27 protein-coding genes and 1 pseudogene are annotated in these 26,063 nt (G+C 44.6%); 12 read left to right on the top strand and 16 right to left on the bottom strand.

Annotation, left to right across the window (positions count from 1 at the left end):
• Positions 1-178: 178 nt before the first annotated feature.
• From ACE1CM_RS13190 to ACE1CM_RS13135, 12 genes are all read right to left on the bottom strand, one after another.
• Positions 179-1,402 (bottom strand): chemotaxis response regulator protein-glutamate methylesterase, encoded by a 1,224-nt coding sequence (locus ACE1CM_RS13190; protein WP_374877957.1) that lies wholly within the window; start codon positions 1,400-1,402, stop codon positions 179-181.
• Positions 1,403-1,408: 6 nt separating this feature from the next.
• Complete coding sequence (locus ACE1CM_RS13185; RefSeq protein ID WP_374877956.1) at positions 1,409-2,401, bottom strand: chemotaxis protein CheX; 993 nt, start codon at positions 2,399-2,401, stop codon at positions 1,409-1,411.
• An 88-nt stretch (positions 2,402-2,489) separates the two neighbouring features.
• On the bottom strand, positions 2,490-4,388 hold the full coding sequence (locus tag ACE1CM_RS13180; RefSeq protein WP_374877994.1) for a methyl-accepting chemotaxis protein: 1,899 nt from the start codon (positions 4,386-4,388) through the stop codon (positions 2,490-2,492).
• A gap of 229 nt (positions 4,389-4,617) precedes the next feature.
• A complete protein-coding gene (locus ACE1CM_RS13175; RefSeq protein ID WP_374877955.1) occupies positions 4,618-5,115 on the bottom strand; it encodes a chemotaxis protein CheC in 498 nt (165 codons plus the stop codon).
• Positions 5,116-5,223 (bottom strand): chemotaxis protein CheC, encoded by a 108-nt coding sequence (locus ACE1CM_RS13170; RefSeq protein ID WP_374877954.1) that lies wholly within the window; start codon positions 5,221-5,223, stop codon positions 5,116-5,118. It lies immediately after the preceding gene.
• A gap of 11 nt (positions 5,224-5,234) precedes the next feature.
• The gene (locus ACE1CM_RS13165) at positions 5,235-5,597 is read right to left on the bottom strand and encodes a response regulator (protein WP_374877953.1); all 363 of its coding nucleotides are present in this window, start codon (positions 5,595-5,597) and stop codon (positions 5,235-5,237) included.
• 119 nt (positions 5,598-5,716) lie between these two features.
• The gene (locus ACE1CM_RS13160; protein WP_374877952.1) at positions 5,717-5,986 is read right to left on the bottom strand and encodes an adenylate/guanylate cyclase domain-containing protein; all 270 of its coding nucleotides are present in this window, start codon (positions 5,984-5,986) and stop codon (positions 5,717-5,719) included.
• 13 nt (positions 5,987-5,999) lie between these two features.
• Positions 6,000-6,269: an adenylate/guanylate cyclase domain-containing protein gene (locus ACE1CM_RS13155; protein ID WP_374877951.1), complete on the bottom strand. Its 270-nt coding sequence runs from the start codon at positions 6,267-6,269 to the stop codon at positions 6,000-6,002.
• 78 nt (positions 6,270-6,347) lie between these two features.
• Positions 6,348-6,575: a hypothetical protein gene (locus ACE1CM_RS13150; protein ID WP_374877950.1), complete on the bottom strand. Its 228-nt coding sequence runs from the start codon at positions 6,573-6,575 to the stop codon at positions 6,348-6,350.
• Positions 6,576-7,085 (bottom strand): response regulator, encoded by a 510-nt coding sequence (locus tag ACE1CM_RS13145; protein ID WP_374877992.1) that lies wholly within the window; start codon positions 7,083-7,085, stop codon positions 6,576-6,578.
• 185 nt (positions 7,086-7,270) lie between these two features.
• Positions 7,271-8,077, bottom strand: a complete 807-nt coding sequence (locus ACE1CM_RS13140) for a histidine kinase dimerization/phospho-acceptor domain-containing protein (RefSeq protein ID WP_374877949.1) — start codon at positions 8,075-8,077, stop codon at positions 7,271-7,273.
• A 371-nt stretch (positions 8,078-8,448) separates the two neighbouring features.
• Positions 8,449-8,610: a hypothetical protein gene (locus ACE1CM_RS13135; RefSeq protein ID WP_374877948.1), complete on the bottom strand. Its 162-nt coding sequence runs from the start codon at positions 8,608-8,610 to the stop codon at positions 8,449-8,451.
• A 180-nt stretch (positions 8,611-8,790) separates the two neighbouring features.
• On the opposite strand from ACE1CM_RS13135, the gene ACE1CM_RS13130 reads away from it, so the two are divergent.
• From ACE1CM_RS13130 to ACE1CM_RS13105, 6 genes and pseudogenes are all read left to right on the top strand, one after another.
• Entirely contained in the window at positions 8,791-9,432 is a 642-nt protein-coding gene (locus ACE1CM_RS13130; protein ID WP_374877947.1) for an Hpt domain-containing protein, read from the top strand.
• Between the two features lie 96 nt (positions 9,433-9,528).
• On the top strand, positions 9,529-10,611 hold the full coding sequence (locus ACE1CM_RS13125; protein WP_374877946.1) for a chemotaxis protein CheA: 1,083 nt from the start codon (positions 9,529-9,531) through the stop codon (positions 10,609-10,611).
• A 42-nt stretch (positions 10,612-10,653) separates the two neighbouring features.
• A complete protein-coding gene (locus ACE1CM_RS13120; RefSeq protein WP_374877945.1) occupies positions 10,654-11,109 on the top strand; it encodes a chemotaxis protein CheW in 456 nt (151 codons plus the stop codon).
• Between the two features lie 126 nt (positions 11,110-11,235).
• On the top strand, positions 11,236-11,676 hold the full coding sequence (locus ACE1CM_RS13115; RefSeq protein WP_374877944.1) for a chemotaxis protein CheW: 441 nt from the start codon (positions 11,236-11,238) through the stop codon (positions 11,674-11,676).
• A 132-nt stretch (positions 11,677-11,808) separates the two neighbouring features.
• Positions 11,809-12,636 (top strand): annotated as a pseudogene (locus ACE1CM_RS13110) (CheR family methyltransferase).
• A 245-nt stretch (positions 12,637-12,881) separates the two neighbouring features.
• Positions 12,882-13,259: an SH3 domain-containing protein gene (locus tag ACE1CM_RS13105; RefSeq protein WP_374877943.1), complete on the top strand. Its 378-nt coding sequence runs from the start codon at positions 12,882-12,884 to the stop codon at positions 13,257-13,259.
• A gap of 245 nt (positions 13,260-13,504) precedes the next feature.
• Here ACE1CM_RS13105 and ACE1CM_RS13100 read toward each other — a convergent pair whose 3' ends face one another.
• On the bottom strand, positions 13,505-14,446 hold the full coding sequence (locus ACE1CM_RS13100) for a methylenetetrahydrofolate reductase (RefSeq protein ID WP_374877942.1): 942 nt from the start codon (positions 14,444-14,446) through the stop codon (positions 13,505-13,507).
• Between the two features lie 192 nt (positions 14,447-14,638).
• A complete protein-coding gene (trpS, locus tag ACE1CM_RS13095) occupies positions 14,639-15,646 on the bottom strand; it encodes a tryptophan--tRNA ligase (protein ID WP_374877941.1) in 1,008 nt (335 codons plus the stop codon).
• Positions 15,647-16,182: 536 nt separating this feature from the next.
• Between trpS and ACE1CM_RS13090 the strand changes: the two genes are divergently transcribed.
• Entirely contained in the window at positions 16,183-17,757 is a 1,575-nt protein-coding gene (locus tag ACE1CM_RS13090; protein WP_374877990.1) for a B12-binding domain-containing radical SAM protein, read from the top strand.
• Between the two features lie 110 nt (positions 17,758-17,867).
• Here the strand turns inward: ACE1CM_RS13090 and ACE1CM_RS13085 are convergent, their stop codons facing one another.
• Positions 17,868-18,338, bottom strand: coding sequence for a tetratricopeptide repeat protein (locus ACE1CM_RS13085; protein ID WP_374877940.1), 471 nt, complete (start codon positions 18,336-18,338; stop codon positions 17,868-17,870).
• Positions 18,339-18,520: 182 nt separating this feature from the next.
• Here ACE1CM_RS13085 and ACE1CM_RS13080 point away from each other — a divergent pair, with 182 nt between their 5' ends.
• From ACE1CM_RS13080 to ACE1CM_RS13070, 3 genes are all read left to right on the top strand, one after another.
• Positions 18,521-18,874, top strand: coding sequence for an SH3 domain-containing protein (locus tag ACE1CM_RS13080; protein WP_374877939.1), 354 nt, complete (start codon positions 18,521-18,523; stop codon positions 18,872-18,874).
• Between the two features lie 291 nt (positions 18,875-19,165).
• A complete protein-coding gene (locus ACE1CM_RS13075) occupies positions 19,166-19,372 on the top strand; it encodes a type II toxin-antitoxin system HicB family antitoxin (protein WP_374877938.1) in 207 nt (68 codons plus the stop codon).
• The gene (locus ACE1CM_RS13070) at positions 19,362-19,583 is read left to right on the top strand and encodes a type II toxin-antitoxin system HicA family toxin (protein WP_374877937.1); all 222 of its coding nucleotides are present in this window, start codon (positions 19,362-19,364) and stop codon (positions 19,581-19,583) included. Before ACE1CM_RS13075 ends, ACE1CM_RS13070 begins: the two co-directional genes overlap by 11 nt.
• 14 nt (positions 19,584-19,597) lie before the next feature.
• On the opposite strand, the gene ACE1CM_RS13065 is transcribed toward ACE1CM_RS13070, so the two are convergent.
• Positions 19,598-24,397: a HEAT repeat domain-containing protein gene (locus tag ACE1CM_RS13065; RefSeq protein ID WP_374877936.1), complete on the bottom strand. Its 4,800-nt coding sequence runs from the start codon at positions 24,395-24,397 to the stop codon at positions 19,598-19,600.
• A gap of 458 nt (positions 24,398-24,855) precedes the next feature.
• On the opposite strand from ACE1CM_RS13065, the gene ACE1CM_RS13060 reads away from it, so the two are divergent.
• Together ACE1CM_RS13060 and ACE1CM_RS13055 are read left to right on the top strand one after the other, a co-directional pair.
• Positions 24,856-25,143, top strand: a complete 288-nt coding sequence (locus tag ACE1CM_RS13060; RefSeq protein ID WP_374877935.1) for a hypothetical protein — start codon at positions 24,856-24,858, stop codon at positions 25,141-25,143.
• A gap of 110 nt (positions 25,144-25,253) precedes the next feature.
• Positions 25,254-26,012, top strand: a complete 759-nt coding sequence (locus tag ACE1CM_RS13055) for a DUF429 domain-containing protein (protein WP_374877934.1) — start codon at positions 25,254-25,256, stop codon at positions 26,010-26,012.
• Positions 26,013-26,063 lie beyond the last annotated feature (51 nt).

Raw genomic sequence — 26,063 nt, 5'->3', positions numbered from 1 at the left:
ATATAAATGATACTTTTGGTGAATCAAAAAACCTAACCCCCCAACCCCCTTCCCTGCAAGGGAAGGGGGAGCAATTGAAGCCCCTCCCCGCTGCGGGGAGGGGTCAAACCCCGCAGTTGATTGACCAACAGGATCGTTTATTTCCGGGCGGGTTCCGAGATTGATGTAAGATCTGAGTTCAACCCAACCTACAGTTACAGCGGCAAATAATTTCACCGGCAATTTCATCTAGAGGCAGCACTTTTTCTGCTAAACCAGAGTTAGCTACAATTCCCGGCATTCCCCAAACAACGCTGGTTTTTTCATCTTGGACTATAACCTGTGCGCCTGCTTCTTTAATGTACTGGCATCCGATTAATCCATCTTGTCCCATTCCAGTCAGGACTACAGCCAAAGTGTTAGCACCGTAACTTTTAGCTACGGAACGAAAAAGCACGTCAACGGCGGGACGACAGGAATTTTCTGGTGGGTCTTGATTGATGCAAATTTGGGCGCAACTGCCGTATTTTTCCACTACCATGTGGAAGTCTCCCGGTGCGATCCAAGCGTGTCCCGGTTCTAAAATACCTCCTTGAACGCCCTCAGAAACTCGAATTTTGCTCTTTTGTGCCAGTCGTTCTGCCAAGGGTTTTGTAAACACTGGCGGCATATGTTGCACGATGACGAGCGGCACGGGAAAATTAGCGGGTAACTCGCGTAAAATAGTTTCTAATGCGGTTGGCTCTCCGGTAGAAACTCCAATCGCTACGATGTCGATTTTGGACTTGGCACTCTCTCCAAGCGATCCCCCTCCCGTCCCCCTTGAAAAGGGGGAAGCCAGCGGATGCTGGGCTTTTGTTCTTGGGGGGTTAGGGGGGGATAGGATTTTAGATGGAAAACAAGAGTGAAAAATCTTCTTTACATCTCCATTTTCCGCCGTTTCTTCCCATACCCTTCTCCCCCTCTCCGCGTCCCCGCGTCCCCGCGTCCCCGCGTCCTCTTGTTTCCTAGCAGCACCATTAGAAAAGATTTTAATTTTGGGAATAAGTTGTTGTTGAATATGCTCTAGCGCCGCTTCCTTGGTTTTCATGTTATGAGGTTTGGTGACGTAATCTGTAGCGCCAAGGGAAAGCGCTTCTAGGGTAGCGATCGCGCCTAATTCTGTCAGTGCGCTATACATAATTATGGGTAGGTTTTTATCTTGTTCTCGGATAGCTGCTAATGTCTCTAATCCGTCCATTTCTGGCATTGCCACATCCAGAATAATTAGATCAAGATTGAGTAGGGGGATTTTAGCGATCGCAATCTGACCATTCGCCGCCGTCCCCACTACTTCCAATGCCGGATCGATTGCAAGTGCGTTACTCACCATGGGACGCACCACCGAGGAATCATCCACAATTAGAACGCGAATTTTAGCCATTTCCGCTCAATCACGAAACAGCAAATCAAGCAATATACGAGCCTGGAAAAAGAGGACGAAATCTCCTTCTACGTGTAAATATAGCATTTTAAAATGCGACATAAATAGTATAACGGTAGATTTTAAGCTTAAATTCATCAACTTGAAAATTTCTTCAGTTGAACCTTCTATATAAGATGGAATTACATAACTTAATTTATATTTTAAAGTATTGCTAAATGTGCCGACAATCCCGTTGAGCGCGACGTTACCAATTTCTCCCATAATATCGGTCTTCATTTGATTGAGTTCATCGCCTTCAACTTCAGCGCCACACAGGCTAAAAACAATCGCATCCGCAGCTTCTTGGGAAAATAACATATGCGCCGCTCCGGTCATGTTACCGGAAAAATCAAGTTGTGCTACCGCTACTAATTTTTCTCCCAAATCCTGCATCAGTTTTTCTGGCAAAATCAAGGGCGATAGCGCATGAAAAGAAGGCGGTTCAAATTGCATTTCGCAGTTTATCATCTCGATCGTCCGCGCCACGGCTGTGCCGATAGCCGTTTTGACGATATCCTGTAATTTAGTCTTTTGAATTGTTCTAAAATTCCCTAAATCTAAACTGGAATTCAACTCTTTATGTTTGGCAGAAACTGCCATTTCAATTGCGCGACGCAATTCCCGAGCATCGGTATTTTTATCTATAACGGCAAAAACTCCAGTTTGCTGCAAATACCGCATCATATTGTCTGAAAGATTTTCGCCCAGCAAAATTAGGGGAATATTCAAAAACAGAAACAACTGAATCACTGGCGACAAGCTATTTTCAATAATAGAAAAATCGAGCCGAACAACTTTGGGATGGTGGCACTCAGCCAGAGCGAGGCAATGATACAAGCTGGTTGCTGAGGCAAATACATATTCTTCGGCATCTAAAGCGGCGCGCAATCTTTGATTTTCTGAAAGCGAACCAGCTGCCAAAAGAATTAATGAAATTGGTTTGAGGTAATTTTTCATTATTATTGGTAATGGGGAATTGGGAATTGCAGATTGCAGATTGGAGATTGCAGATTTAAATCAAATCTAAAATCTGCAATCTAAAATCTTAAATCTTAAATTGCCCGACAAGTTCTTGCAATTCGCTGGCGGTTTTGGATAGCTGAATTGCTGCTGTTTGCGTGTTGCTGGCGCTGGTAGTGGTACTGGTGGCAGCATCGGCGACGCTGGTAATATTGCGGGCAATTTCCGACGAACCGAGGGCAACTTGGTTGACGTTACGAGCAATTTCGTTTGTCGTTGCGGTTTGTTCTTCTACAGCGCTGGCGATGGTGGTTTGGAAATCGCTAATTTGGTTAATGATGGTGGTAATTTGCGCGATCGCACTCACCGAACTCTTGGTATCCGCTTGAATCGCCTCGACTTTCTTGCTAATATCTTCCGTGGCAGTTGCGGTTTGTTTCGCTAGTTCTTTCACCTCATTTGCCACGACTGCAAAACCTTTACCCGCTTCCCCTGATCTTGCAGCTTCAATTGTGGCGTTGAGTGCCAACAAATTCGTTTGTTGGGCGATAGAAGTAATGACTTTAACGATATTGCCAATTTCCCTGCTGCTGACACCCAGCTTAGCGATCGTTTCGTTAGTAGTTTCTGCCGTTTTCACCGCTGAATTTGCAACGGTGGCAGCTTCGGCAGCACTTTTGGCAATTTCTTTGATGCTAGCGTTCATTTGGTCGATACCAGTGGCGACGGACTGCACATTGACGCTAACTTGTTCGGCGGCGGAGGCGACTGTTCCAGCTTGTGCGGAAGTTTCTTCTGCCGCAGCACCCATATTTTGGCTATCTGCAAGCAACTGTTCCGAGGCATTGTTGAGAGCGATCGCAACTCCACCAATTCGCTGCACCTGGTCAGTCAAATTCGCCGCCATTAAATTCACATCATCGGTTAAATCTTGCCAAATTCCGCTCACACCCGATACAACTGCCTGACCGCCTAATTTTCCGTTTACCACCTCTTTTGTCAGTCGCGTTACTTCTGAAGCAAATCCATCCAAGCGATCGGTCATTTGATTGACGGTATTCTTCAGTTCTAAAATTTCTCCCTTCGCTTCTACGGTAATTTTCTTGGACAAATCTCCATTAGCAACTGCGGTGGTTACTTCAGAAATATTGCGTACCTGATCGGTCAAATTATGCGCCATTAAATTAACGCTATCGGTTAATTCTTTCCAGATTCCAGCTACGCCGCGCACTTGTGCTTGACCGCCGAGAATGCCTTCCGTGCCGACTTCCCTCGCTACCCGCGTCACTTCCGAAGCAAAGTCGTTGAGACTATCAACCATTTGGTTGAGGGTATCTTTTAATTGCAATATTTCGCCTTTAGCATCAACCGTTATTTTTTCGCTCAGATCGCCAACGCCGATTGCCGTTGCCACTTTCGTAATATTGCGGACTTGATTGGTTAAATTATTTGCCATCAAGTTGACGCTTGCGGTCAGGTCTTTCCAAATACCGGATACGCCTTCTACGCAAGCTTTACTTCCTAATATTCCTTCGCTGCCAACTTCAATCGCAACGCGGTTAACTTCTACGGCAAAGGCATTGAGTTGGTCTACCATTTTGTTGAGCGTAGTACCGATGCGGCGGAACAATCCCTTTATTTGCTTGCCTTCAACTTCTAACTCAAATTTTTGGGAGAGATCGCCTTTGGAGACAGCGTGCAAAACCCGTGCAATTTCTATAGTCGGGTTAACCAAACTATTGACCATCTCGTTGATAGCATCAATACTGGCAGTCCAGGTTCCTTTAAATTCTTTGTGGACTACCTGTTTGTTGACCTTTCCTTCTTCAACCACTCCCTGGTGAATGCGAATCAACTCGTTAGCAAATTTTTGATTAACGCTCACCATTTCATTAAAAACGGTGGCAATTTCTCCCAAGCCGTTATTTTCGTCTAAGCGCACGGTAAAATCTCCATCCCGCACCGCTGCTAAGGCGTGGATCAGTTGTTGAAGTGACTCGGAATTGGTGATGGGAGATGGGAAATTTTGGAAATATTCCTCAATTTATCTGGCAACATTTATCGTTAATTCGTTTGGCATATCCATGGGTTTGGGTTGAGTTTTTGGTAATTCCTTTTTAATCGGTAATTGCTAATTGGTAATTGGTAATTGGTCATGGTTGAAAGTTTACCGATTACCGATTACCCATTACCCATTACCTATTACCTATTACCTATGACGCTACGGCGGCGATCGCTTCCAGCAAAACCTCGAAGGAACCCACATCGAAAAAGATGACAATATCTCCTTGAACGTGCAATTCCTCAATGGTGAAACGCGCTGGAGCCAAAAGGACAGCACTATCTTGCTCAGACTTGGGGGTGGGTAGCAAATGCTCGATCTGTTCCTCAGCGTAGGAGGGAACCGCGTAGTCTAACGGTCGATTTAACACATTACCAATCGACCCCATAACACCATTGATAACGATATTTCCCACCTCGCTGAGGGTGCTAATTTTTAGCGCATCAAGGTCAGGATTTCCCACATCTTCACCCGTAAGAACAGAGACTAAACTCGCTGCACTTTCGGTTGGGAAAACTAGCTGAGCGCCGCCAGCAAAGGAACCCCTAAAGCCTAGCTTGACAGCCGAAAGCGGATCTGTCCCTAAGCGGCGCTTCAGTTCGTTTTGCAATTCTAAAGGAGATACAACATCAACTTCAGGAATCTGCAACTAAATGCGAAATTCAATCATTTCACTCAACATTCCGGCTGCATTACCCACGCCGATATTAATCAGTTCCCTCAAGGCATCTGATTGTTCTTCTGTTAGTTTTGGCACAGAGTAAGCTCCTACTTATTATTCAGAGCTTTTTGAATAGCGTCGATAATTTCAGGAGCTTTTGGCGGTTTTTTCAGCATCATAAACGCTCCCAAACTTTCACATTGCTGACGCGCACTATCTTGAATATCTGCTGACAAAACGATGACGGGAACCTTCGCTCCTTGCTCGCGCAAAGACTTCAGCAAACCATAACCATCCATTTCTGGCATTAACAAATCCGAAATAATACAATCTGGTGAATTGGCAGTCAGCATGTCTAGGCATTCCCGTCCGTTTGCTGCTTCTATTACTTTATGACCCCCTTCTTCCACCGCTTTGCGGATCATGCGCCGAGAAAATGCCGCATCGTCTGTAATTAAAACTAAAGCCATCTTCCTTCTTTCCTTACGTTGTCAACAGTTTTAAGTTACCCAGTTTGCTGGTTTGCTGGTTCCCAGGTTGAACCTGGGAACCCATTCCGGAGGATCCCGCCACCAAACCAAGACATTATTCACGCCAAGCTTGCATTACTATCCCCTTGTAAATCTAAGTTTTTGGCATACTCATAAAAATCCAACAAAAATGTTTTCAGCTTGCCTTTGCCCTTGATATCAATCATGTCTCTTTCCGTAAATAAATGCTTTCTTGACAATTGCTTATAGGTCGCTTCTGTAATTTGAATACAACCAGGAATACCGTACTTTTCCATCCGGCTAGCGGTATTCACCGTGTCGCCCCAAAGATCGTAGCTGAACTTTTTAATCCCAATCACTCCAGCCACAACTGGACCTGTATTAATACCAATTATCAGGTTGATTTTTTTTTCGTATTCTTGTTAATATTTGCCAGAGTTTCTTGCATTGCCAGTGCCATTTACATAATGGCATCCCCATGAGGCGGGGATTTGGTAACCCTGATGCTACCATATAACCATCCCCAATTGTTTTATTTTTTTCCAATCCATACCGCTCGGTTAATTGGTCAAATTCTGAAAAAATCGAGTTTAATTTTACAATTAACTCCGTCGGTGAAATTTGCGACGCCAGCCGGGTAAAACCAACCATATCGGCAAAGAGAACGCTGACATCTTCAAAGTGTTCTGCTATTACCCATTCTACTTTTTTCAGGCGTTATGCAATCGATTATGGCAAAAGATTGAGCAATAAATTTTCGGTTCTTTCTTGACTTTCAAGTAACTCTCGGTAGATCTGGGATTCTTTAATTAAACGACGAAATCGCTGAATGAGTACGGCGCAATGAATGGGTTTGGTAACATAGTCAGTTGCTCCTACTTCAAATGCTTTATTAACCGATTGGGCTTGCTTGATAGGTTTGTAAACAAAAGCTGCAAAATCAGCTTCTTCTTGCATTTATTTTCGACTTGGTTTACCTCCATAACTCAGAATTAATAAAGGTAAATCTTTTGTCTTCGTTAAAGCATAAATCTCTTGATCCAGAGCAATTCCATCCATTTCTGGCATGTGGTAGTCTAAAATCGCCAAGTCAAAGTCATAGCCTTGATTGAGTAATTTTAAAGCTTGGGCACCCGACTTGGCAGCGCGGACAACCAGGCCCCAAGATTTAGCCATCAGGGTGAGTATTTTGCGGTTTGTGGCATTGTCATCCACCACCAATACCTGCAACCCTGCTAATTCTTGCTGAGGCAGGTTTAGATCTAACGTATCTTCGCTTTTTGGAGCTAAAGGAGCAATTATTGTGAAAGAAAACTTGGAACCCTTTCGTAATTCGCTTTCTACCCACATCGTACCGCCCATCAATTCGCACAACCGCTTGCTGATGGCTAAGCCTAACCCTGTGCCGCCGAATTTGCGCGTGGTGGAACTATCAACCTGAGTAAAGGGTTTAAATAGTGAATTTATTCGTTCGGGGGGAATGCCAATGCCGGTATCTTTAACTGTAAATTGGATTTCGTATTGGGAATTGGTGATGGGTAATGGGTAATTGGTAATTGGGAATTCCCATCTTCGCTTTGAACCCGCGTTGCTGGGTCTTCTGACCCAGTCGACAATTTTTTAGCATAAACGGAGACAACTACTTCCCCTGATCAGGTAAATTTGACGGCATTGCCAATCATATTTACCAAAATTTGCCGCATTCGCGTGATATCTCCAAAAATAAAGTTGGGGGTATTTGTGGCAAATTGGTAGGCTAATTCCAGATTTTTTTCAATGGCTTTGGTAGCAACTAAATCTAAAGCTTCTTCGACACAACTTCGCAGGTTAAAAGGTTCTGATTCTAAATCTAGTTTACTGGCTTCAATCTTAGAAAAATCGAGGATATCGTTAATAATGGCAAGCAAGGAATCGCCGCTGGTGCGAATTGTATTGATCAAATTGCGCTGGTTGGGTGTTAGTTGAGTATCTAACAGTAATTCGGTCATGCCGATGACGCCATTCATGGGGGTGCGAATTTCAGGGCTCATCATGGCTAAAAATTCGCTTTTGGCGCGGTTTGCTGATTCTGCCGCGACTTTGGCGCGTTTTAATTGTTCTTCTACGAGCTGGCGTTGTTTTAGTTCTTCTTGATAGCTTTGGATGCGCTGGGTGAGTTCGGTCACGTCTTGAATGGCAATTAAGGCATCGAATCCTTCTCCCGAAACTGCTGGTACTGGGGTGACGTTGGTTTGTTGAATGCGCGGTTTGCCGTTAGGTTGGTTGGCAGTAATTAATGGCTGGTGCAGCTGAGGGGAAAATACGGCGGGTAAGCCGTGTTTAAACACTTGTCGCAAGCGACTTTGGTACTTCGGTTGATTGATGTGGGGAAAATAGGTATCTAGTTTCTTGCCGATGATTTCGGTTTGAGGGATTTTCGTCCAGTCTTCTAGGATGCGGTTCCAATAAAGAACCACCATATCTTGCTGGATGACGCATAAACCCACTGGGACGCGGTGTAAGGTCTAAAAGGGTGAAATTTTGGGCGGCTTTTTCAATTGCCTGGGTCATGGCTTTAGCTGGAAAAACAACAAATCAGTATTCTTACGTAGATGCGCTCCCTCGATCCTTAATTTATCTGCACCCTATGAAAAATCCATCGGTATTCCCACGTAAGTGTGATGGCGCGGGTCTTGATTTATCTTCACCCTAAAAACTGAATTAGTTTCGGTAATCCCTGAACTTTATGGTTGACTGGTCAAAGTAAGTCAAGCGAATCTCTTTGGCGATTATAATAAGTTCTGATCAAAATAATGAGTAAGGTATAATTACAGTGTCAAGCAATCAACCCTTAAGTTATAAGTTTTAGAGCTAGGGTGTAATTTTGCTGGGGTAGCACTACTGTTTCCAAGTATTCGTCGCTAGATGTGGGTGCATAGTTAGTCAGCGGCGCGGCAATCGCTCGCAAGGCATACAGCGGTCGAGGAAAGTTTTGGGTTAGGGATTTTGGCACAGTTTTAGGTAATCGCCCTAGGCGATCGCTCAATCCAAAGTCTAAAATCTAAAATTTTTATCGTTAACTTTCCGGATACTTAGATATTTCTGCGGAAAAAAAGATCGGGTCGGTTGGAGTCGGGGAGTTTTCTGACTCTTGTTGATGAATCTGGCAGTTAGAAAAGAAGGAACTTAGTCAATGCAAATCGATGAAGATGTCAAGGAATTCCTCATCGAAGGTTACGAACACCTAAACCAGATCGAAGGGGATCTGTTGGTGCTGGAGCAAAGTAATTCCGATCCAGAGGTGATGAACCGCATTTACCGCAGTCTGCACACGATTAAAGGAAATAGCGGATTTTTGGGTTTAGACAAGCTGGAAGGGGTGACTCATGCGGGAGAAAATTTGCTCAGTCGCTTGCGCGATCGCACTATCACTCTCACTCCCTCTATCACCGATGCTTTACTACAAGTAGTGGACGCAATAAAACACCATTTCCAAGCGTTAGAAACAACCAGCAGCGAAAGCGATGCCGAATTTACAGCACTGCTGGATCGATTAAATAAATTACAGGAATCTGAGAGCGTTGGTGAAAAGGACGCGGAGATATCAACTGATCCCCCCCTGCCCCCCCTTCTACAAGGGGGGGTGCCAAATTCACCATCGGATCCCCCCCTGCCCCCCCTTGCACAAGGGGGGGTGGAACGTCCAAAATTGGCAGTTGTTGCTGAAACTGATACTGATAAATTTAGCGTTGCCGATACGGCGATCCGAGTTGATGTTGCGGTTTTAGATAAATTAATGAATTTGGTGGGGGAACTGGTTTTATGTCGCAACTAAATTCTGGAGTTTTCTAATAGCGAAATTAAAGACGATGCTTTTAAATCCGTATCCGGACGCTTAAACTTAGTCACCTCAGAATTGCAAGAAGGGGTGATGAAAACTCGGATGCAACCTATTCGCACGCTGTGGAACAAATTCCCCCGCGTGGTGCGGGATATTGCGATGAGTTTGAGTAAGCAGGTGCGCTTGGAGATGGAAGGGGAGGAAACTGAATTAGACAAGACTTTAATTGAAGCGATCGCAAATCCCCTCACCCACCTGATCCGCAACTGTTTAGATCGCGGACTAGAAACCCCAGAGGAACGAACTGCTGCGGGTAAACCCCCCGTCGGACGAGTTTGTTTGCGAGCGTATCACGAAAGCGGTCAAGTGACAATTGAAGTGTCCGATGATGGTAAGGGAATCAATTCAGAACGCATTAAACAGAAAGCGATCCAACGGGGGATAATTACCTTAGATCGATCTATGCAAATGAGCGATCAAGAAGCGCTCAATTTGATTTTTCTACCCGGTTTTTCCACTGCCGAACAAATTACCAATATTTCCGGACGAGGCGTGGGGATGGACGTGGTGCAGGCGAATGTGGAAAAAATCAACGGTAGCATCGATGTCCACAGTCGCATCGGACAAGGAACGACGTTTAAGCTAAAGATTCCCCTGACGCTGGCGATTATTCCCACTTTGATTATTACCAGTGGAGGCGATCGCTTTGCTATTCCCCAAGTTAATTTAGTCGAACTCGTCCGCCTCGAAGGCGAACAAGCACTCAAAAGCATCGAAATGTTTCACGACACCCCCGTTTATCGCCTGCGGGGACGACTGCTACCGTTAGTTTATTTAAATCGGGAATTAAAGCTGGACTCAGAACAGGACGCGGGGACGGGGAGACACGGGGACGCGGAGAATTCAAATCTATCTAAAATCGCCAATGACGAGGTTCTCAATATTGTTGTTGTCCAAGCAACTGACAAACCGTTTGGATTAGTCGTATATCCGATTAACGACACCCAAGAAATTGTTGTTAAACCTTTAGGAAAACAACTAAGAACGCTCAATTGTTTTGCCGGGGCGACGATTATGGGGGATGGCAAAATTGCCTTGATTTTGGACCTGCAGGGAATTGCCCAGCGAACCCATTTATTATCCGAGCAACAAAAGGCTTTGGTAGCTGAATAAAATCTCCATAAGCAATCAGAAGAAGAACCCCTGCAACTGTTATTGTTTCAAATTGCCGACGAACGCCGCCTGGCGATTTACCAGGCAAATGTATGCCGTTTAGAAGAGATTTTACCCGCTATTTTAGAGCGATTAGGCAAGCAGCATGTCATCCAATATCGCCAGCAAATAGTGCCGCTGATTTATCTATCTTCGGTTTTTGGCAGCGCTACGAGTAACGGGGATATGAGTCAAATAATTACCGATTTACCATCCTCAAACGAGGATAAATTACGAGTTGTTGTCGTATCCCTTGATGGGGAAAATCATGTAGGTTTAGTCGTCGATCGGATTCTTGATATCGTGGAACAAGTCATCGAAGTTAAAGGAGGTGCTACTCAGGAGGGAATTCTATATTGTGCTGTGATTCAAGGTCAAGTTACTGAAATTATCGATTTGTATTCAGTTATTAGTAGTAATTTATTTGGAGGGGGGAAGATGTTGGCAGTTGTTAGATAAAGCACGACGAGGACACGGATTTTTTTCACGGATGCAGGGATGTTTGATCTGGATGACAATTGCCCCTAGAGAAATAACGGCAATTAAAAAGTTACCAATTAGCAATTAGCAATTAGCAATTAGCAAATGCCTAAAACAACTACTCAATTATGTACTTTTTTTATCGACAAATTGTTTTTTGGTATCGAGGTCGAGAAAGTTCAAGAAGTTACTCGCTATCGGGAGATGACGCGAGTACCTCTAGCACCGCCAGTGGTGGGTGGGTTAATTAATCTCCGGGGTCAAATTGTGACGGCGATTGAGTTGCGGCAACGGTTAAATTTAACCGATCGCTCCCCAGATACTCTACCATTAAATGTCATTGTCCGCTCTGGGGAGGAAACCGCTAGCTTACTAGTAGATGATATTGGAGATGTTTTAGAAGTCAGCGCAGAAGACTTTGAAACTCCTCCGGATACTTTTACCAGTCAGGTGCGCTGCTTGATTCGAGGAGCTTATAAGCTTAAAGATAGGTTATTGCTGTTTTTAGATGTGGATAAAGTTGTCGATTTTACAGCTAATGGCTAATAGCTAATGGCTAATGGCTAATGGCTAATGGCTAATCGGTAATAACAAAGGTTGTTGAGGTTAACTAGCAATTAGCAATTAGCTATTAGCCATTAGCGATTCCCAATTACCAATTACCAATTACCAATTACCATGCCAATCAACGCTGCTGACTTTGATTATATACGCAAACTGGTACGCGATCGCACGGGTGTAGTAATATCCGACGATAAGCATTACCTCATCGAGTCGCGTTTGTCAATATTAGCCAAGAATGCTGGAGTTAATTCGATTGGCGCTTTAGTAACGCAACTGCGACTAAAGCCTTTTAACCCGCTCTACAATCTAATTGTGGAAGCAATGATGACCAACGAAACATTTTTATTCCGCGACGAACACCCCTTCCAAGCACTAAAAATACATATCCTGCCAGAATTACTAAAGCAGCGACAAATAGAAGGAAATCTAAATATCTGGTGCGCCGCCTGTTCCAGCGGACAAGAACCTTACAGCATTGCTATGTTGATGCGCGAGCATTTTTCAAATCTTTCTTCTTGGAACGTGCAAATAATTGCCAGCGATATTTCTACCGCCATGTTATAAAAAGCACGCGCTGGACGCTACGGACAGCATGAAATTAATCGGGGAATACCCGCAACATTGCGGACATAATACTTTCAGCCTTTTGGCAATGAGTGGCAGCTAAAAGAAGAGATTCGCCGGATAGTAGAGTTTCGTCAAATTAATTTGACTTCGACTTTTCCACCGTTGTCGCCAATGGATATTATTTTTATGCGTAACGTTTTAATTTATTTTGATATTGAAACTAAACGATGTATTTTATCGAGGGTGCGGCGGGTTTTAAAACCCGACGGTTACCTATTTCTAGGCGGGGGGGAAACAACCATTAATCTTGACGATGCCTTCGAGCCAGTACAATTTGGTAAAGCTGTGTGTTATAAATTGCGACAATTAACTTAGTAACTCAAGTTGCTAGTTATCTCTCTGGTGAGCGGCTAATGGCTAATCGGTAATCACAAAGACTGCAATTAGCAATTAGCAATTAGCAATTAGCAATTAGCCACTTGCGTTAGTATTAAAAAATATCTCTATATAAATGGTGCTCCAGTGGGAGTAAGTTTTGTAGGGGCACGGCGTAGATAACTTTTGATTTGTACTAAAAGGTTGTAAAATGTTCCCTACTGGTTGTTTCTCATTAATTTTACATGAGATATTCAAGAAAATTTTTAGGTGCGATCGCTCTTTTATCTGCCTCTATGACTGGTCTGTCGTTTGCGTCTTTAGCGCTGGCTAATCCTCAAAGGCCAAATTCAGTACAAAATAATGGCATCTGTTCGTTTATTAACGCAAATGGTGTTAATGTCCGCAGCGCTCCCAATACCCAGTCTCAAGTGGTCACCAAACTAAACAGGGCAGACATTGTTAGAGCGGTGCGAAGATCGGGTAACTGGGTTCAAATCTCTGGAAGAGTCACATCACCCCCTGGAACTTCCCCGGAAGTTGTTCGACCCCTTAGAGGTTGGGTACAAAATACTTATATTAACGGCTGTTCTGAAGATCAATTTGAGAGATGGCGACGTTAAGATGAGGTTTTGTAGCGCAGGTAGATAACTTTTCAAGAGTTACGCAGAACATCCATATATAGCGTTTTGTAGGGGCAATCCCCCCGTGGTTGTCCCTAAATCGGTCGGCGTTACGTAAGTCCTGTTTTGATTTCTACCCAAAGATTGTAGAACGCCGTGCTTTTGTTTTAACAGGTTTTGTAGGGGCAGGGCGTAGATAAATTTTGATTTGTACTAAAAGGTTGTAAATGCCGTGCCCCTACAGCTTACACCCCTACTGTCACCGCATGGGAAGCGGATAGGGGAGCAATTCCAGCCATATCCAAAATTGGGGGAATTAAATCTTCTCGCTTCACCGCCATCATGTGAACGCCGTGACAAAGTTGACGCGCATGTTGAATTTGTTCGGCGGCTATTTTCATCCCTTCTTCTAAAGGATCTTTTGCGGCTGCTAGTCGGTCGATAATATGTTGGGGAATGTTAACTCCAGGCACGCATCGATTGATAAATTGGGCATTTTTTGCTGATTTAAGCAGGAAAATTCCGACTAAAATTGGTTTATTCGTACCAGCAACAATTTGAGCCATAAATTTTTCTAGTCGGTCGAAGTCGGTAACCAACTGACTTTGGAAAAATTGCGCCCCTGCTTCTAATTTACGCTCAAATCGTTGCTGCAATCCCGACCAACTGGCACACTGCGGGTCAACAGCAGCACCGACAAATAAGTCGGTAGCGCCATCGGTGAGGGGTTGATCGTTACAGTCAAAACCGCGATTCATTTTATCTATTACTTTGAGCAAGCGTACCGCTTCCAAATCGAAAACGCCTTTACAATCTGGATGGTCCCCCGCTTTCACCGGGTCGCCTGTGAGGGCTAAAATATTCCGGATACCGAGAGCATGAGCGCCCATGAGGTCCGCCTGCAGTCCGATGCGGTTGCGATCGCGACACGCAACTTGGCAAATTGGTTCTACTCCCTGCTGTAATAAAATCATCGATGCCGCCAACGGACACATCCGCAGCACCGCCCGACTGCCATCGGTAATATTAACTGCATGGACTCTACCTTTTAGCAGTTGCGCCATTTTTACCATGTGGGCGGGGTTACCTCCCTTGGGTGGCATAACTTCGGCGGTAATTAAAAATTCTCCCGCATTGACGGCAGCGCGGAAAGAATTTAAGGGTGTTGGGTATAGGGTAGCGTGCATCGGGTGTCAGGTTTGAAGAAATTCTAAAATTAAGCTTTGATCTGTTATGCGTTATGCTTGATTGCTCTGTCCAGCCAATGCCTAATCGCTTTATAGAAACTTTACACTAGGCTGCTGCCTCCATTTGGGAGGCAGAGCCTCCCCAATGGCCTTCCCAGGCCGGAGCCTGGGAACTAGAGAAGGAGAGAATGTTTACAAGGGCTTTGTATAACCCAGGGCGTCTTTCACTTGGGATAGGGTAACGTTAGCGATTGCTTCTGCCTTTTCCCGTCCTTGTCGCAACACCGACTCCAAATAACCTTTCTCGTCCATCACGGCACGATATTTTTCTTGAATCGGGTTTAATGCATAAATTATCGTTTCTGTCAAGAGTGGCTTAAACTGACCCCAACCCATATCCGCACACTCTGCTGCTACTTCCTCCTTAGTTTTCCCAGAAAGTATCATGTAAAGCGTCAGCAAGTTATTGCACTCTGGACGTTCTGGATTGCCAAACTCTAAACCCTTAATTGGGTCAGTTTTACAGCGCTTAATCTTTTTGGTAATCTCATCTGGAGAGTCTAGCAGACTAATCCGACTCAACTCGGAAGGATCGGATTTAGACATTTTTTTCGTCCCATCCGTCAGACTCATCACCCGCGCGCCATCAGACCGAATTAGGGGTTCTGGGGACTTTAACACTTTTTCCCCTTTGCCGAATTGGTGGTTAAATCGGTTCGCAATATCGCGGGTGAGTTCCAAATGCTGCTTTTGATCTTCACCCACGGGGACTTTATCCGCTTGATACAGCAAGATATCCGCCGCCATCAAAACCGGGTAATCCAGCAAGCCGGTATTGACATTTTCCCCTTGCTTGACCGCTTTTTCCTTGAACTGAATCATATCTTGCAGCCAGTTGAGCGGCGTAACGCAGTTGAGCAACCAAGCTAATTCGCTGTGAGCGCAGACGTGGGATTGCACGAAAATGGTGGAATATTCCAGATCTATACCACAAGCCAGGTACAGGGCTGCGATAGTGTAAGTATCGGATGCCAAGGTTTCCACGTTGTGGGGGACGGTAATTGCGTGCAAATCGACCACGCAGAAGTAATTATCGTACTGACTCTGCCCTTCTACCCAGTTGCGAATCGCTCCCAGGTAGTTTCCCAAATGAAGATTCCCGGTTGGTTGAACTCCAGAGAGAACTCGCTGTTTTGTCATTTTTGCTAATTGCTAATTGCTAATTGCTAATTGGTCATTGGTCATTGGTCATTGGTCATTGGGAAAGCTATCGCGCATTATACTTCTGCAATCACTCTTGTGGGATAGGCGTCTCGCCTGTCTTGGAGTTTGTTTTTTGCAGAGGTCTATTACCCATTACCCATTACCCATTACCCATTACCCATTCCCTATCTAGTTTGACATTGTTTGGCGCCACAACCGCAGCCTTTCTCAATGGCAGGCCATAAATTATACCGCTCTAATCTAGCTTTTCACAAAAATTTACCTAAAAATCTTCCTTTTGGATGATATGAGTCAAGGCAGCGGGGAACTAAATTATTTCTTTATATTTTATGTTTTGACGGGTGCGTTCGCGATTTTTCGGCTTCGTTTTCGCCGCATCGGTTACAGGTAAAGCGGTAATCCCCGCCCCGCTTTCCTGCCGATTTGAGAGCCAATGTGCAGGGAAAGCCTTGTCAACAGGGCAACTATCCCCCATCCAACATCCAAAATCCAAACTAGCGGGTTTTTTTGTGATGAAAGCTTTACTAATCTGGCCTCATTTTCCCAATTCTTTCTGGTCTTATCAAGAAACGCTGAATTTAGCCGGTTTACGCTCGACCAATCCGCCCTTAGGATTGATTACGGTCGCTGCGATGCTGCCGAAAGACTGGGAAATCCGATTTGCAGACCGCAATGTGCGGCAGGAAACCGAAGCCGACTGGGAATGGTGCGACATGGCGATCATCTCCGCCATGATCGTCCAGAAAGCCGATTTCCGGGCATTAATTCAAAAAGGCGTCGCCTTGGGTAAAAAAGTAGCCGTGGGTGGGCCATTCCCCACTTCCGTACCGGAGTTTGCATTAGAATCTGGCGCAGATTATTTGATACTCGATGAAGGTGAATGCACAATCCCGATGTTCCTAGAAGCATTGGAACGCGGGGAAGAACGCGGGATTTTCCGTTCGCCGGAAAAACCCGATGTGACTCAAACGCCGATTCCCCGGTTTGATTTACTCGATTTAGATGCTTATTTAGCAATTACGGTACAGTTTTCGCGGGGATGTCCGTTCCAGTGCGAATTTTGCGACATTATTAACTTATACGGACGCAAACCGCGCACGAAGACGCCTGAGCAGATGCTAGGGGAATTGGAAGTCCTCTACAAGATGGGTTGGCATAGGTATGTGTTTATTGTGGATGATAATTTTATTGGCAATAAACGCAACGCCAAGGTGTTTTTGAGGCAGCTAATTCCTTGGATGCAAGAACGGAATTATCCATTTATTTTGCTCACGGAAGCATCGCTAAATTTAGCCGAAGATGACGAAATGATCGAGCTAATGGTGAAGGCAGGTTTTAATATCGTATTTATGGGGATCGAAACGCCAGATACAACTAGCCTGCTGGGTATCCACAAAAATCAAAATACGCGCCATCCTTTGGTTGAATCTTGTCAGAAAATTACCAAAGCTGGAATGCAAATTATGTCTGGTTTTATCATCGGGTTTGATGGCGAACGTCCGGGTGCGGGTAAGCGGATTCAAGAATTTATTGAAGCGACGGGAATTCCTCAAGGTCAGTTTAGCTTGCTTCAGGCGTTGCAGAATACGCAAATGTGGACGCGCTTGAAGCAAGAAGGGCGTTTGGTGGATGGTTTGGGAACGTTTCATCAAGGTGCAATAATGAATTTTACCCCGACGCGCCCGGTGGAAGAAATTGTGGCAGAATACATCGATGCCTTCTGGAATATTTACGAACCGATGCCGTATTTGAAGCGGACGTTCCGTCATTTTATGATGATGAATGGTTGGCGGGGTCGGTGGATGCCTAAAATTACCTCGAAGGAGTTGCGCTTATTTTTGGCAGTTTGTTGGCGTCAGGGTGTGGTGCGTTCAACCCGGTGGCGTTTCTGGTGGCAAATGATGGCGATCGCACTAATCAAACCTCGTCTATTTTACGACTACATGACCGATTTAGGCGTAGGCGAACACTTCTTTAAGTATCGTCATGAAGTGAAAGCGCAACTGCTGCAACAGCTAGAAAACATCAAGCAAGCAAAACAGGAAAAAGTGCAGGAACAAGTGCAGGAACCAGTTGCAGTTGGGTAATAGCTAATAGCTAATTGCTAATAGCTAATTGCTAATTGTTAGTTAACCACAAGAGTCTTGGTTATTACTCATTAGCCATTAGCCGTTAGCCATTAGCTATTAGCTATTACCTAACTTAACTTAGCAGTACATTCTAAAATCCACCGCTGATTTTCGATCGCATAAGGTTGAACTTGCAGTGCTTTGTGGAAAGCTTGAATTGCTTGACGATACTCTCCTAGTGCGACGTGACACAACCCCATCCCGTGGAGTGCGCCGAAGTGATAGGGTACGATTTGCAGAGTTCTTTGACAGTCAGCGATCGCTTTCCGGTACTGGCTGAGAATATAGTAGAGGATGGCGCGTCGATTCCAAGCTTCCGCAAAGTCTGGCATATCTGCAATCAGTTGATTCAAGACGGTTTCCGCCTTGGTCAACTCTCCCGCTTCCAGGAAAGCTTGAGATTGCTGTAGCAGTTCCAGTCCCAGTACACCCTTTTGGCGAAACCAGAGACGCCAAAGTTCCGATGACGCCTCCTGGCGCACCGTGTCATCGGGGTTTTTCAGGTCTTCGAGTAACTGTTTGATCGATGAATTGTTCATGGCTAAAGCAGGCGAACAGTTATAGTACTATTTTCCCTTGAATTCGCTCCATATCCGGCGTTACCCATCCCGCTTTCCTCTCCCGCTTACCTCTCTCTGTTAAAAGTACCCCGTAATGGTACTGTCAAACCCTAGTTAGCTTGCTGAGAATGAAAGAGTAAAGCAACTAAGGAAAGTAGTTTATGAAAACTATCAATTACCGGAAAAACTTTTTAGCAGCAATTGCATTTTTATCCCTCGCCGTGCCTAGTTTAACATTGATTTCTGCTGCCAATGCTACTACCACGGGGCGTTCATTTGAGCAAAATGCCGCTGAAGAGGAATTGGTTACAGTCGCCAATAATTCCAGCTGTCGGCGAGTTGTAACTAACGGTACTCCTTTGAATGTGCGTTCAAGACCAGGCGGTCGAATTATCGGTAAATTACGCAACGGAACCCGCGTTACGATTGTAAATCGCGGTGCAAATGGCTGGGTGCGGATTTCCCGTCCTATGCGGGGTTATGTATCTTCCCGTTATCTGACTTATTGTCGTTAAAAACTGAGAAACCCGGTTGCTTGAAGAAACCGGGTTTCTGGGTGTTTGGTGTTTGGGATGCGATCGCTTTAACAGTAACATGCTCTTTGTTTTAGGTAATATAATCTCCCGTAGCTTTGGTTGTGTATAGTTTTTGTTCCTGTAGGGGCGGGTTTTACGAGAGATCTTTGCTACTAGCGCAAAGGATAAATAAACCCGCCCCGCCTCACGCTACCGATACAACCCGGCATGATATAAGCCATTGTTGTGGCATAATAAAGTTCAAAGCTCGTGACCGAAAAAAGAAAAGTTATGAAACGAACTTTTACAGCAAGCGTATGGCAAGAAGGTAGTTGGTTTGTGGCGCAGTGCGTAGAGGTTGATATTGCCAGTCAAGGGGAAACGGAAGCAGAGGCATTAGCTAATCTTAGTGAAGCTTTGTCACTGCATTTTGAGCCACCATTCGCTACGATAACCCCTCAAATGAGGACGTTGGAGGTAGAAATCGGTGCCGCTTAACCCACTATCTTATCGTGAAGTTAAACGTAAATTAGAGACAGCTGGGTTTGTGGAGGTTAGCCAGAAGGGTAGCCATGTCAAGTTTGCCAAATCTACTGATGAAGGAACTCGCACGGCAATAGTACCTCGTTATCGGGAAATTACTATCGGTACGCTAGCAAGTATTTTACGACAGGCTGGAATAAGTGCTGATGAATTTGGGGCGTTGTAATTGCATCGGTTTCTCTATTGTTCCATCATCTTCTCTCTCATCCAACCGACAATATCTGCTATTAAATTTGGTTGACTGGGTGAAAAAGTTTGCAAGGGAATATCCCCTTTTTCCCGCACCACACAAATCGCACCATCAAATTTGCTTAAAGCTTTCAGAAATGGATTGCTAAATCCTGTGGGTGTAGAGAGTGCTGTGGAATCGTAGCAGATGAAAAACCGGGGAATTTCGCTATTGCGGCGTAGGTAATTCCAATAAAGTTTAAGTTTTTGCATTGTTTCTGGATACCCATTCTGCCACTCTGGACATTTTTGATTTAGCATCTGGTCGTAAATTTCTGGGGCGGGGTTTTCAGGGTCGATGAATTGATGCGTGTCGATGCAAATTAGCTTTACTTTGCTGCATATTTCGGGTTGATTGTTAATAGCTTCGGCAAGGATTTGGGGTAAGTTTGCTAAGTTGAGGTTTGCTGTTGCGGAGTTGGTAAGGGTGTCTTTGTGCCAAGCTTGGTAGAAGTCGGGGTAAGGCAGATTTTGGGCGCAGTGCCAGATTAATCCGTAGTGGTACTTATCAATTTTCTGAGAGTCGTTGAAGTTGGCTTTTAAGGCTGTGATGACGGCAAACTGCTTGTCTATCTCGATTTCCTTCAAACTTTGTGCTACTCGCCAACGGGTGTAATCATAAAAATTGGGAGAATTGAGCAGTTGCACCAAAGCATTGATGGCTATTTGATTGCCTCGCCCAATTTTTCCTAAGCTTTCTGCCACTTCCCTACGGGTGATATCATCCAAATCGGAACAATTGAGCAGTTGCACCAAAGCATTGATGGCTGTTTGATTGCCTTGCCCAATTTTTCCTAAGCTTTCTGCCACTTCCCTACGGGTGTAATCATCAAGATGGGGAGAATTGAGCAGTTGCACGAAAGCAGGGATCAAATTTTGATTGCCTGGGTCAATCTTCTCTAAGCTTTCTGCTATTCGCCAAAGGACGACATCATTAAACTTGGCAGGATTAAGCAATTGCATCAAAGTATCAATGGCTTTTTGATTGCCAAAATTAATTTCCCTTAAGCTTTCTGCCACTTGCCTACGAGTGTCATCATCAAGAGCGGGATAAATGAGCAGTCGTACCAAAGCATTAATGTCTTTTTGATTGCTACGACCAATTTTCCCGAAACTTTCTACCAATCGCCAAACCCAGCCATCATTAAGATAGAAAGAAATTAGCATTTGAACCAAAGCATCGATCGCATTTTGATTGCCTGGGTCAATTTTCCCTAAGCTTTCTGCCACTTGCCTACGGGTGAAATAATCAAGTTGGTCAGAACCCAGCAGTTGCACTAAAGCAGCGATCGCTTTTTGATTGCCTGGGTCAATTTTCCCTAAGTTATCTGCCACTTGCCTACGAGTGTAATCATTAAGAGCGGAAGAATTGAGCAGTTCCTCTAAAGCATCGATCGCTTGTTGATTTCCTTGCCCAATTTTCCCTAAGCTTTCTACCACTTGCCTGCGGGTAGAATCATCAAGCTCGCGAGAATTGAGCAGTTGCACTAAAGTATTGATCGCTTTTTGATTGCCTTGACCAATATTCCCTAAGTTTGCTGCTACTTCCTCACGGATGTAATCATCAAGATTGGGATAAACTAGCAGTGACACCAAAGCATCGATCGCTTTTTGATTGTCATAGCCAATATTCCCTAAGCTTTTTACCACATCCCTACGGATGTAATCATCAAGATTGGGATAAACTAGCAGTGACACCAAAGCAGCGATCGCTGTTGGATTGCCAATGCCAATATTCCCTAAGCTTTTTACCACTTGCCAACGGGTATAATCATCCAGATCGGGAGAATCTAGCAGTTGCACTAAAGTATTGATCGCTTTTTGATTTCCTTGACCAATATTCCCTAAGCTTTGTGCCGCTAGCCTACGGGTATCATTATCGAGAGTGGGAGAAGTGAGCAGTTGCACCAAATCATTAATGGCTGTTTGATTGCCAATTCCAATTACCCCTAAGATTTCTGGCACTTGCCTACGGGTGTCATTATCGAGAGTGGGAGAAGTGAGCAGTTGCACCAAATCATTGATGCCTGCTTGATTGCCAATTCCAATTGCCCCTAAGATTTCTGGCACTTGCCTGCGGGTGCGAGGATTGAGATAGGGAGGACTGAGCAGTTGCACCAAAGCATCAATGGCTGTTTGATTGCCTTGACCAATCTTCACTAAGCTTTCTGCCACTAGCCCATAGATGAAATCATCAAGATCGGGAGAATCGAGCAGTTGCACCCAAGCATCAATGGCTGTTTGATTGCCTTGACCAATCTTTCCTAAACTTTCTGCCACTAGCCTATAGGTGAAATCATTAGGATCGGGAGAATCGAGCAGTTGTACCAAAGCATCAATGGCTGTTTGATTGCCATGACCAATCTTCCCTAAGCTTTCTGCCACTCGCCAACGGGTGTAACCATCAATATCGGGAGAATTGAGCAGTTGCACTAAAGTATTAGTGGCTTTTGGACACTGCGTCTGTTGGAATGCTTCCCTAGCAGCATTGCTAATTACATCGGAAAAAATTACCCACTCTTGTTTTTCAGTATCGAAATAACCAAAGCCCCACGTAAAAATTTGCCCTATTACTTCATCTATTTGGTCGTAATCGTGATACTCAGAAATTCCAGCGACAGCTAAAAAATAGGCTTGATATTCATAAAAGCCTTTATCTATATAACCAAAGTTGCTAGTGACCTCTTGGTTTTGGCTAGTAGTAGGTAGTTGATAGTTGGTAGGAGGTGAGGAAAAAGTAGCAGTTTTATCCCGAAAATTTACTAGCCCGTCATTTGGCAGTACAACCTCAATTTTTTTAATATATAGATTACGATTTCCCAAAAAGTGTTCATTTAGTACTATATATAGATTGCGCCATTTTCCACATCCATCCTCGAACTTAATCAAAGCATCAATAAACTCTTCCTTTTGCTTATTTATCATTTCCTCATCACGCCCCAACCACAGCAAAATTACCTCTTTCCACTGCGGCTCAAAAATGCGGTATCGCTTATATTCCTGTGGCTTATCTCGATCTTTAACAGGTCGATCGATATGTTCGCGAGGTAAGAAAAAATCCCGATCGTCAACAGCCAACGCCGCAAAATATTCCTGAAAAGTCGAATGAAAAAACTCATAAATAGGCTTTTTCGCGCGCGTATCCCTATCAACTAAAACCAACCATCCCAATTCATCTGCTAAATCAAACCACTCCTCCTCCATCTGCTCAATCGCAAAATCTTGCTCAATCAAAAACCTATTGTTGCTTTCCATTGCCGCTAAAGCCAACTTTGCCAAAGCTTGTTGAATCTGTTTTTTATCCGTCTCCTTTAATACTCGATGTTTTTTCTGAAACTCCTCTTGTTTCCACTCAAAAAAATAAGTGGTAAACTGCTCGTAAAGTGCCGCTTTCGTTTCGGGCAAATCCTGTTCGGGTACGCACCAAGACTGACACAACATCGACAACCGCAGGGGATTGCGTACCAGTTCCCTAATTCGCTCTTTTCCAGGTGCTTTTAACTGTTGCTGTAAGCGTTTTCCCTGTTCCCGCCAAAAAGTTTCATTCCCAGAATTGCGCCGTTTCTCATCCTGAGAAGCTTCCTCAAACCACTGGCGAATAAACTCATCCACATCATCGGGTTCAAATTCCAAAGTTTTATAAGTATCAAAATTTGTCAGGGTATTGCTAATCGCCGCATCCCAAACATTCAAACGGCAAGTTAGCACCACCCGCGCCTTACCCACCCAGTCTGTCAGTTGTTCCCGAATTCTCGCCAACGCCTCCACAGGGGATGTCGCCGCCATTTCATCCACCCCATCCAACAGCAACCACACCTTACCTTCAGCGAAAAGTTGCTTGAGTGCTTTCCCGATTTCTGGGGTGACATTTTCCGCCTCATAATCGATAAATTGCAGCGCTTTTGAGAGCCAATTATTGAGTAAATAATCTGCAATTGTGCTATCCCGTAAATCTGCCAGTCGAATACAAATGGGGAACCTAACCCCCCAACCCCCTTCCCTACCAGGGAAGGGGGAGTAAGAGTTAGAGTCATTCTCCCCTCGCCTCGCAGGAGAGGGGTTGGGGGAGAGGTCAATCAACCGTTCCGCCAGTTCTCCTAACAGCGTAGTTTTTCCCGCACCCGGTTCGCCAATAATCGCGATATGCTTGCGGTTTTCGGTGCGATTTTCGGCAATCACTTTCTGGAAAAAAGCATCATCTTTATAAGTTTGGACGATTTGCAGTTCTGGTTCTTTCTGCGGTTGCGACTCTTCGCCAGTAGGTTCTGGTCTGGGGTTTGGTGGCAATTTGGGACGTTCCATTAATCCCAAGGGAACGTAAATATTTAATTCATATTGTTGTGCGGTTGCTGGGCGGCGGAGTTGTTGAGTTGCTAAAACTTTGTTGCAGATATCGCGCCAGTCTATCGGTGTTTCCGTTGTAGCAGGTGATGAGGCAGAATCAGAGTCTTGAACAGGTAGCCATTGAGAATATTGAGCCTCTAGCCATTTCTGTAAAGCCTTGGATTTGTGCTGGATCGATTTAAGTTCAGGGTAGCTCTGAGAGAATTTATCATATACCTCTGACATCCGCTTTTTATGAGTTGCCAGTGGATTTTCCATCAGCGGCAGTTGTTCGGAAAGTTCGTTTTGACTTTTACCAATATTCTGTCTAGTAAATTGTAATAAAAAAGATTCTGTTTCAGCCTCAGTCAACCGATAATCGCGAGACATTATTTTTATAAAATCATCCCAGTGTCGCCACGATTCCATAATTAATCTGTTCAGCAAGATATTTTAATTATACAAGCGGTGATTGTAGAGGTGGCAAGTGCAGCACAAATCTTTGTGGGGACAAGACCTTCAACCATTTGTCGGTTGGTAGGGGCACGGCATTCTACCATCTTTGGGTTACCTTCCAAGCTTATTGATGCCGTGCCCCTACATCCAATATCGTCAAATGTAACACCTCTCTTTGTGGGGAAATGGCATTTAATTAACCATTCGTTTTTGGGACAAGACCTTCAACCATTTGTCGGTTGGTAGGGGCACGGCATTCTACCATCTTTGGGTTACCTTCCAAGCTTATTGATGCCGTGCCCCTACATCCAGGATCTCGAAGTGGAAGATTATTTCCACTTGTTTCTACTTCTGGTGGAAACTATTGGGAACTGACTTGCTTATTTCGGTCATTTTTAATGGGATTAACAACCCATTGAAGGCTTTTGTTTATGTATCCAATCCCTAACAATTTGCTCAAATACAGCCTGGTGATTCAAGAACCCGAAGTTCAGGTTTTAATCTTACAATGTCTTATTCTTGCTTTACAGTCGGACAATATCAATCAAAGGTATAAGTTTGCAATTAAAGCCGCGTACATTGATGTCAAGGGCATTGTTTTGGTGTTGTCGGGTGTTCCCTTGCCGCTGGTGATTTTTTGGATGGTGATCGAGGGAACTAATTTAATTATGGAGGCTCGCCGCGTTGAGAGCAACGGGAATAAATGCGATCGCACGTAAAATCCCCATAAAAATACCCTGACAATTGAACATCCCCCAGTTTGAAACCAGGGGGAATCTAGGGGCATTTTATCGGGCATGATAAGAGAGCGATCGCACGTAAAATCCCCATGATGAAATTTCTCGGAATTGACTTAGGTTGGCGTTCCGGTGCCAGTGGTTTATGCTGTCTACAATGGCAAGATAACCAATTGCAACTCCTCGATTTAAACCGACTAGAAACCATTACAGACATCCTCGCCTGGATCGATACCTGGCTATCCCCCAACCAACCCGGAATCATCGCCGTAGACGCCCCTACAATCATCCCCAACGCAACCGGAATGCGCCTCCCCGATAAACTCGCTCACAAACATTTTGGACGCTATCACGCCGGTTGCTACCCCGCCAATTTAGGACGCCCTTTCGCCCAACGCACAGTAGAATTTGGCCTAAGTTTAGAAGCACGCGGTTTCGCCCACGCCCCGATTATCGAACCACAACGATTGGGACGATTTCAAATCGAAGTCTTTCCCCATCCAGCGATTGTCAATCTCTTCAAATTAGACCGAATTTTAAAATACAAAAAAGGCAAAATATCCGAAAAAAGAGCCGAATTAATCAAGCTGCGACAGCATATTTTAAATGATTTTTCAACCGTACAACCGCACCTCAACCTAACAGAATTACCCGAAATTCCCTTGACGGGATTAGCTCTAAAAACCGTAGAAGATAAACTAGATAGCCTGATCTGCGCTTACGTAGCCGCCCACTGGTGGTATTGGGGGGTGGAGCGAAATTTGGTATTAGGCGTTAGCGCAGCGACGACCCAGGAGTTTCGCTCCACCGGATACATTATCATTCCTGGTAGAGGTAGAGGTAATGGGTAATAGGTAATAGGTAATCGAAAAAAATCAACTCAATTACCCATTAGCAATTAG

The sequence above is a fragment of the Microseira sp. BLCC-F43 genome, from assembly GCF_041929235.1.
GTDB lineage: Bacteria > Cyanobacteriota > Cyanobacteriia > Cyanobacteriales > Aerosakkonemataceae > Microseira.
The sequence above is the reverse complement of the archived record's forward strand: the minus strand, read 5'-3'. Positions and strand labels throughout refer to the sequence as shown.

Excerpts from the sequence above, each read along its gene's own strand:
- ACE1CM_RS13185 (WP_374877956.1), bottom strand. The coding sequence starts at position 2,401 with ATGAAAAATTACCTCAAACCAATTTCATTAATTCTTTTGGCAGCTGGT.
- ACE1CM_RS13075 (WP_374877938.1), top strand. The coding sequence starts at position 19,166 with ATGAAACGAACTTTTACAGCAAGCGTATGGCAAGAAGGTAGTTGGTTT.
- ACE1CM_RS13055 (WP_374877934.1), top strand. The coding sequence starts at position 25,254 with ATGATGAAATTTCTCGGAATTGACTTAGGTTGGCGTTCCGGTGCCAGT.
- ACE1CM_RS13060 (WP_374877935.1), top strand. The coding sequence starts at position 24,856 with ATGTATCCAATCCCTAACAATTTGCTCAAATACAGCCTGGTGATTCAA.
- trpS (WP_374877941.1), bottom strand. The coding sequence starts at position 15,646 with ATGACAAAACAGCGAGTTCTCTCTGGAGTTCAACCAACCGGGAATCTT.
- ACE1CM_RS13085 (WP_374877940.1), bottom strand. The coding sequence starts at position 18,338 with ATGAACAATTCATCGATCAAACAGTTACTCGAAGACCTGAAAAACCCC.
- ACE1CM_RS13115 (WP_374877944.1), top strand. The coding sequence starts at position 11,236 with ATGCCTAAAACAACTACTCAATTATGTACTTTTTTTATCGACAAATTG.
- ACE1CM_RS13130 (WP_374877947.1), top strand. The coding sequence starts at position 8,791 with ATGCAAATCGATGAAGATGTCAAGGAATTCCTCATCGAAGGTTACGAA.
- ACE1CM_RS13080 (WP_374877939.1), top strand. The coding sequence starts at position 18,521 with ATGAAAACTATCAATTACCGGAAAAACTTTTTAGCAGCAATTGCATTT.
- ACE1CM_RS13090 (WP_374877990.1), top strand. The coding sequence starts at position 16,183 with ATGAAAGCTTTACTAATCTGGCCTCATTTTCCCAATTCTTTCTGGTCT.
- ACE1CM_RS13105 (WP_374877943.1), top strand. The coding sequence starts at position 12,882 with ATGAGATATTCAAGAAAATTTTTAGGTGCGATCGCTCTTTTATCTGCC.
- ACE1CM_RS13065 (WP_374877936.1), bottom strand. The coding sequence starts at position 24,397 with ATGGAATCGTGGCGACACTGGGATGATTTTATAAAAATAATGTCTCGC.
- ACE1CM_RS13150 (WP_374877950.1), bottom strand. The coding sequence starts at position 6,575 with ATGCAAGAAGAAGCTGATTTTGCAGCTTTTGTTTACAAACCTATCAAG.
- ACE1CM_RS13140 (WP_374877949.1), bottom strand. The coding sequence starts at position 8,077 with ATGGTGGTTCTTTATTGGAACCGCATCCTAGAAGACTGGACGAAAATC.
- ACE1CM_RS13155 (WP_374877951.1), bottom strand. The coding sequence starts at position 6,269 with ATGGTTGGTTTTACCCGGCTGGCGTCGCAAATTTCACCGACGGAGTTA.
- ACE1CM_RS13165 (WP_374877953.1), bottom strand. The coding sequence starts at position 5,597 with ATGGCTTTAGTTTTAATTACAGACGATGCGGCATTTTCTCGGCGCATG.
- ACE1CM_RS13125 (WP_374877946.1), top strand. The coding sequence starts at position 9,529 with ATGAAAACTCGGATGCAACCTATTCGCACGCTGTGGAACAAATTCCCC.
- ACE1CM_RS13190 (WP_374877957.1), bottom strand. The coding sequence starts at position 1,402 with ATGGCTAAAATTCGCGTTCTAATTGTGGATGATTCCTCGGTGGTGCGT.
- ACE1CM_RS13100 (WP_374877942.1), bottom strand. The coding sequence starts at position 14,446 with ATGCACGCTACCCTATACCCAACACCCTTAAATTCTTTCCGCGCTGCC.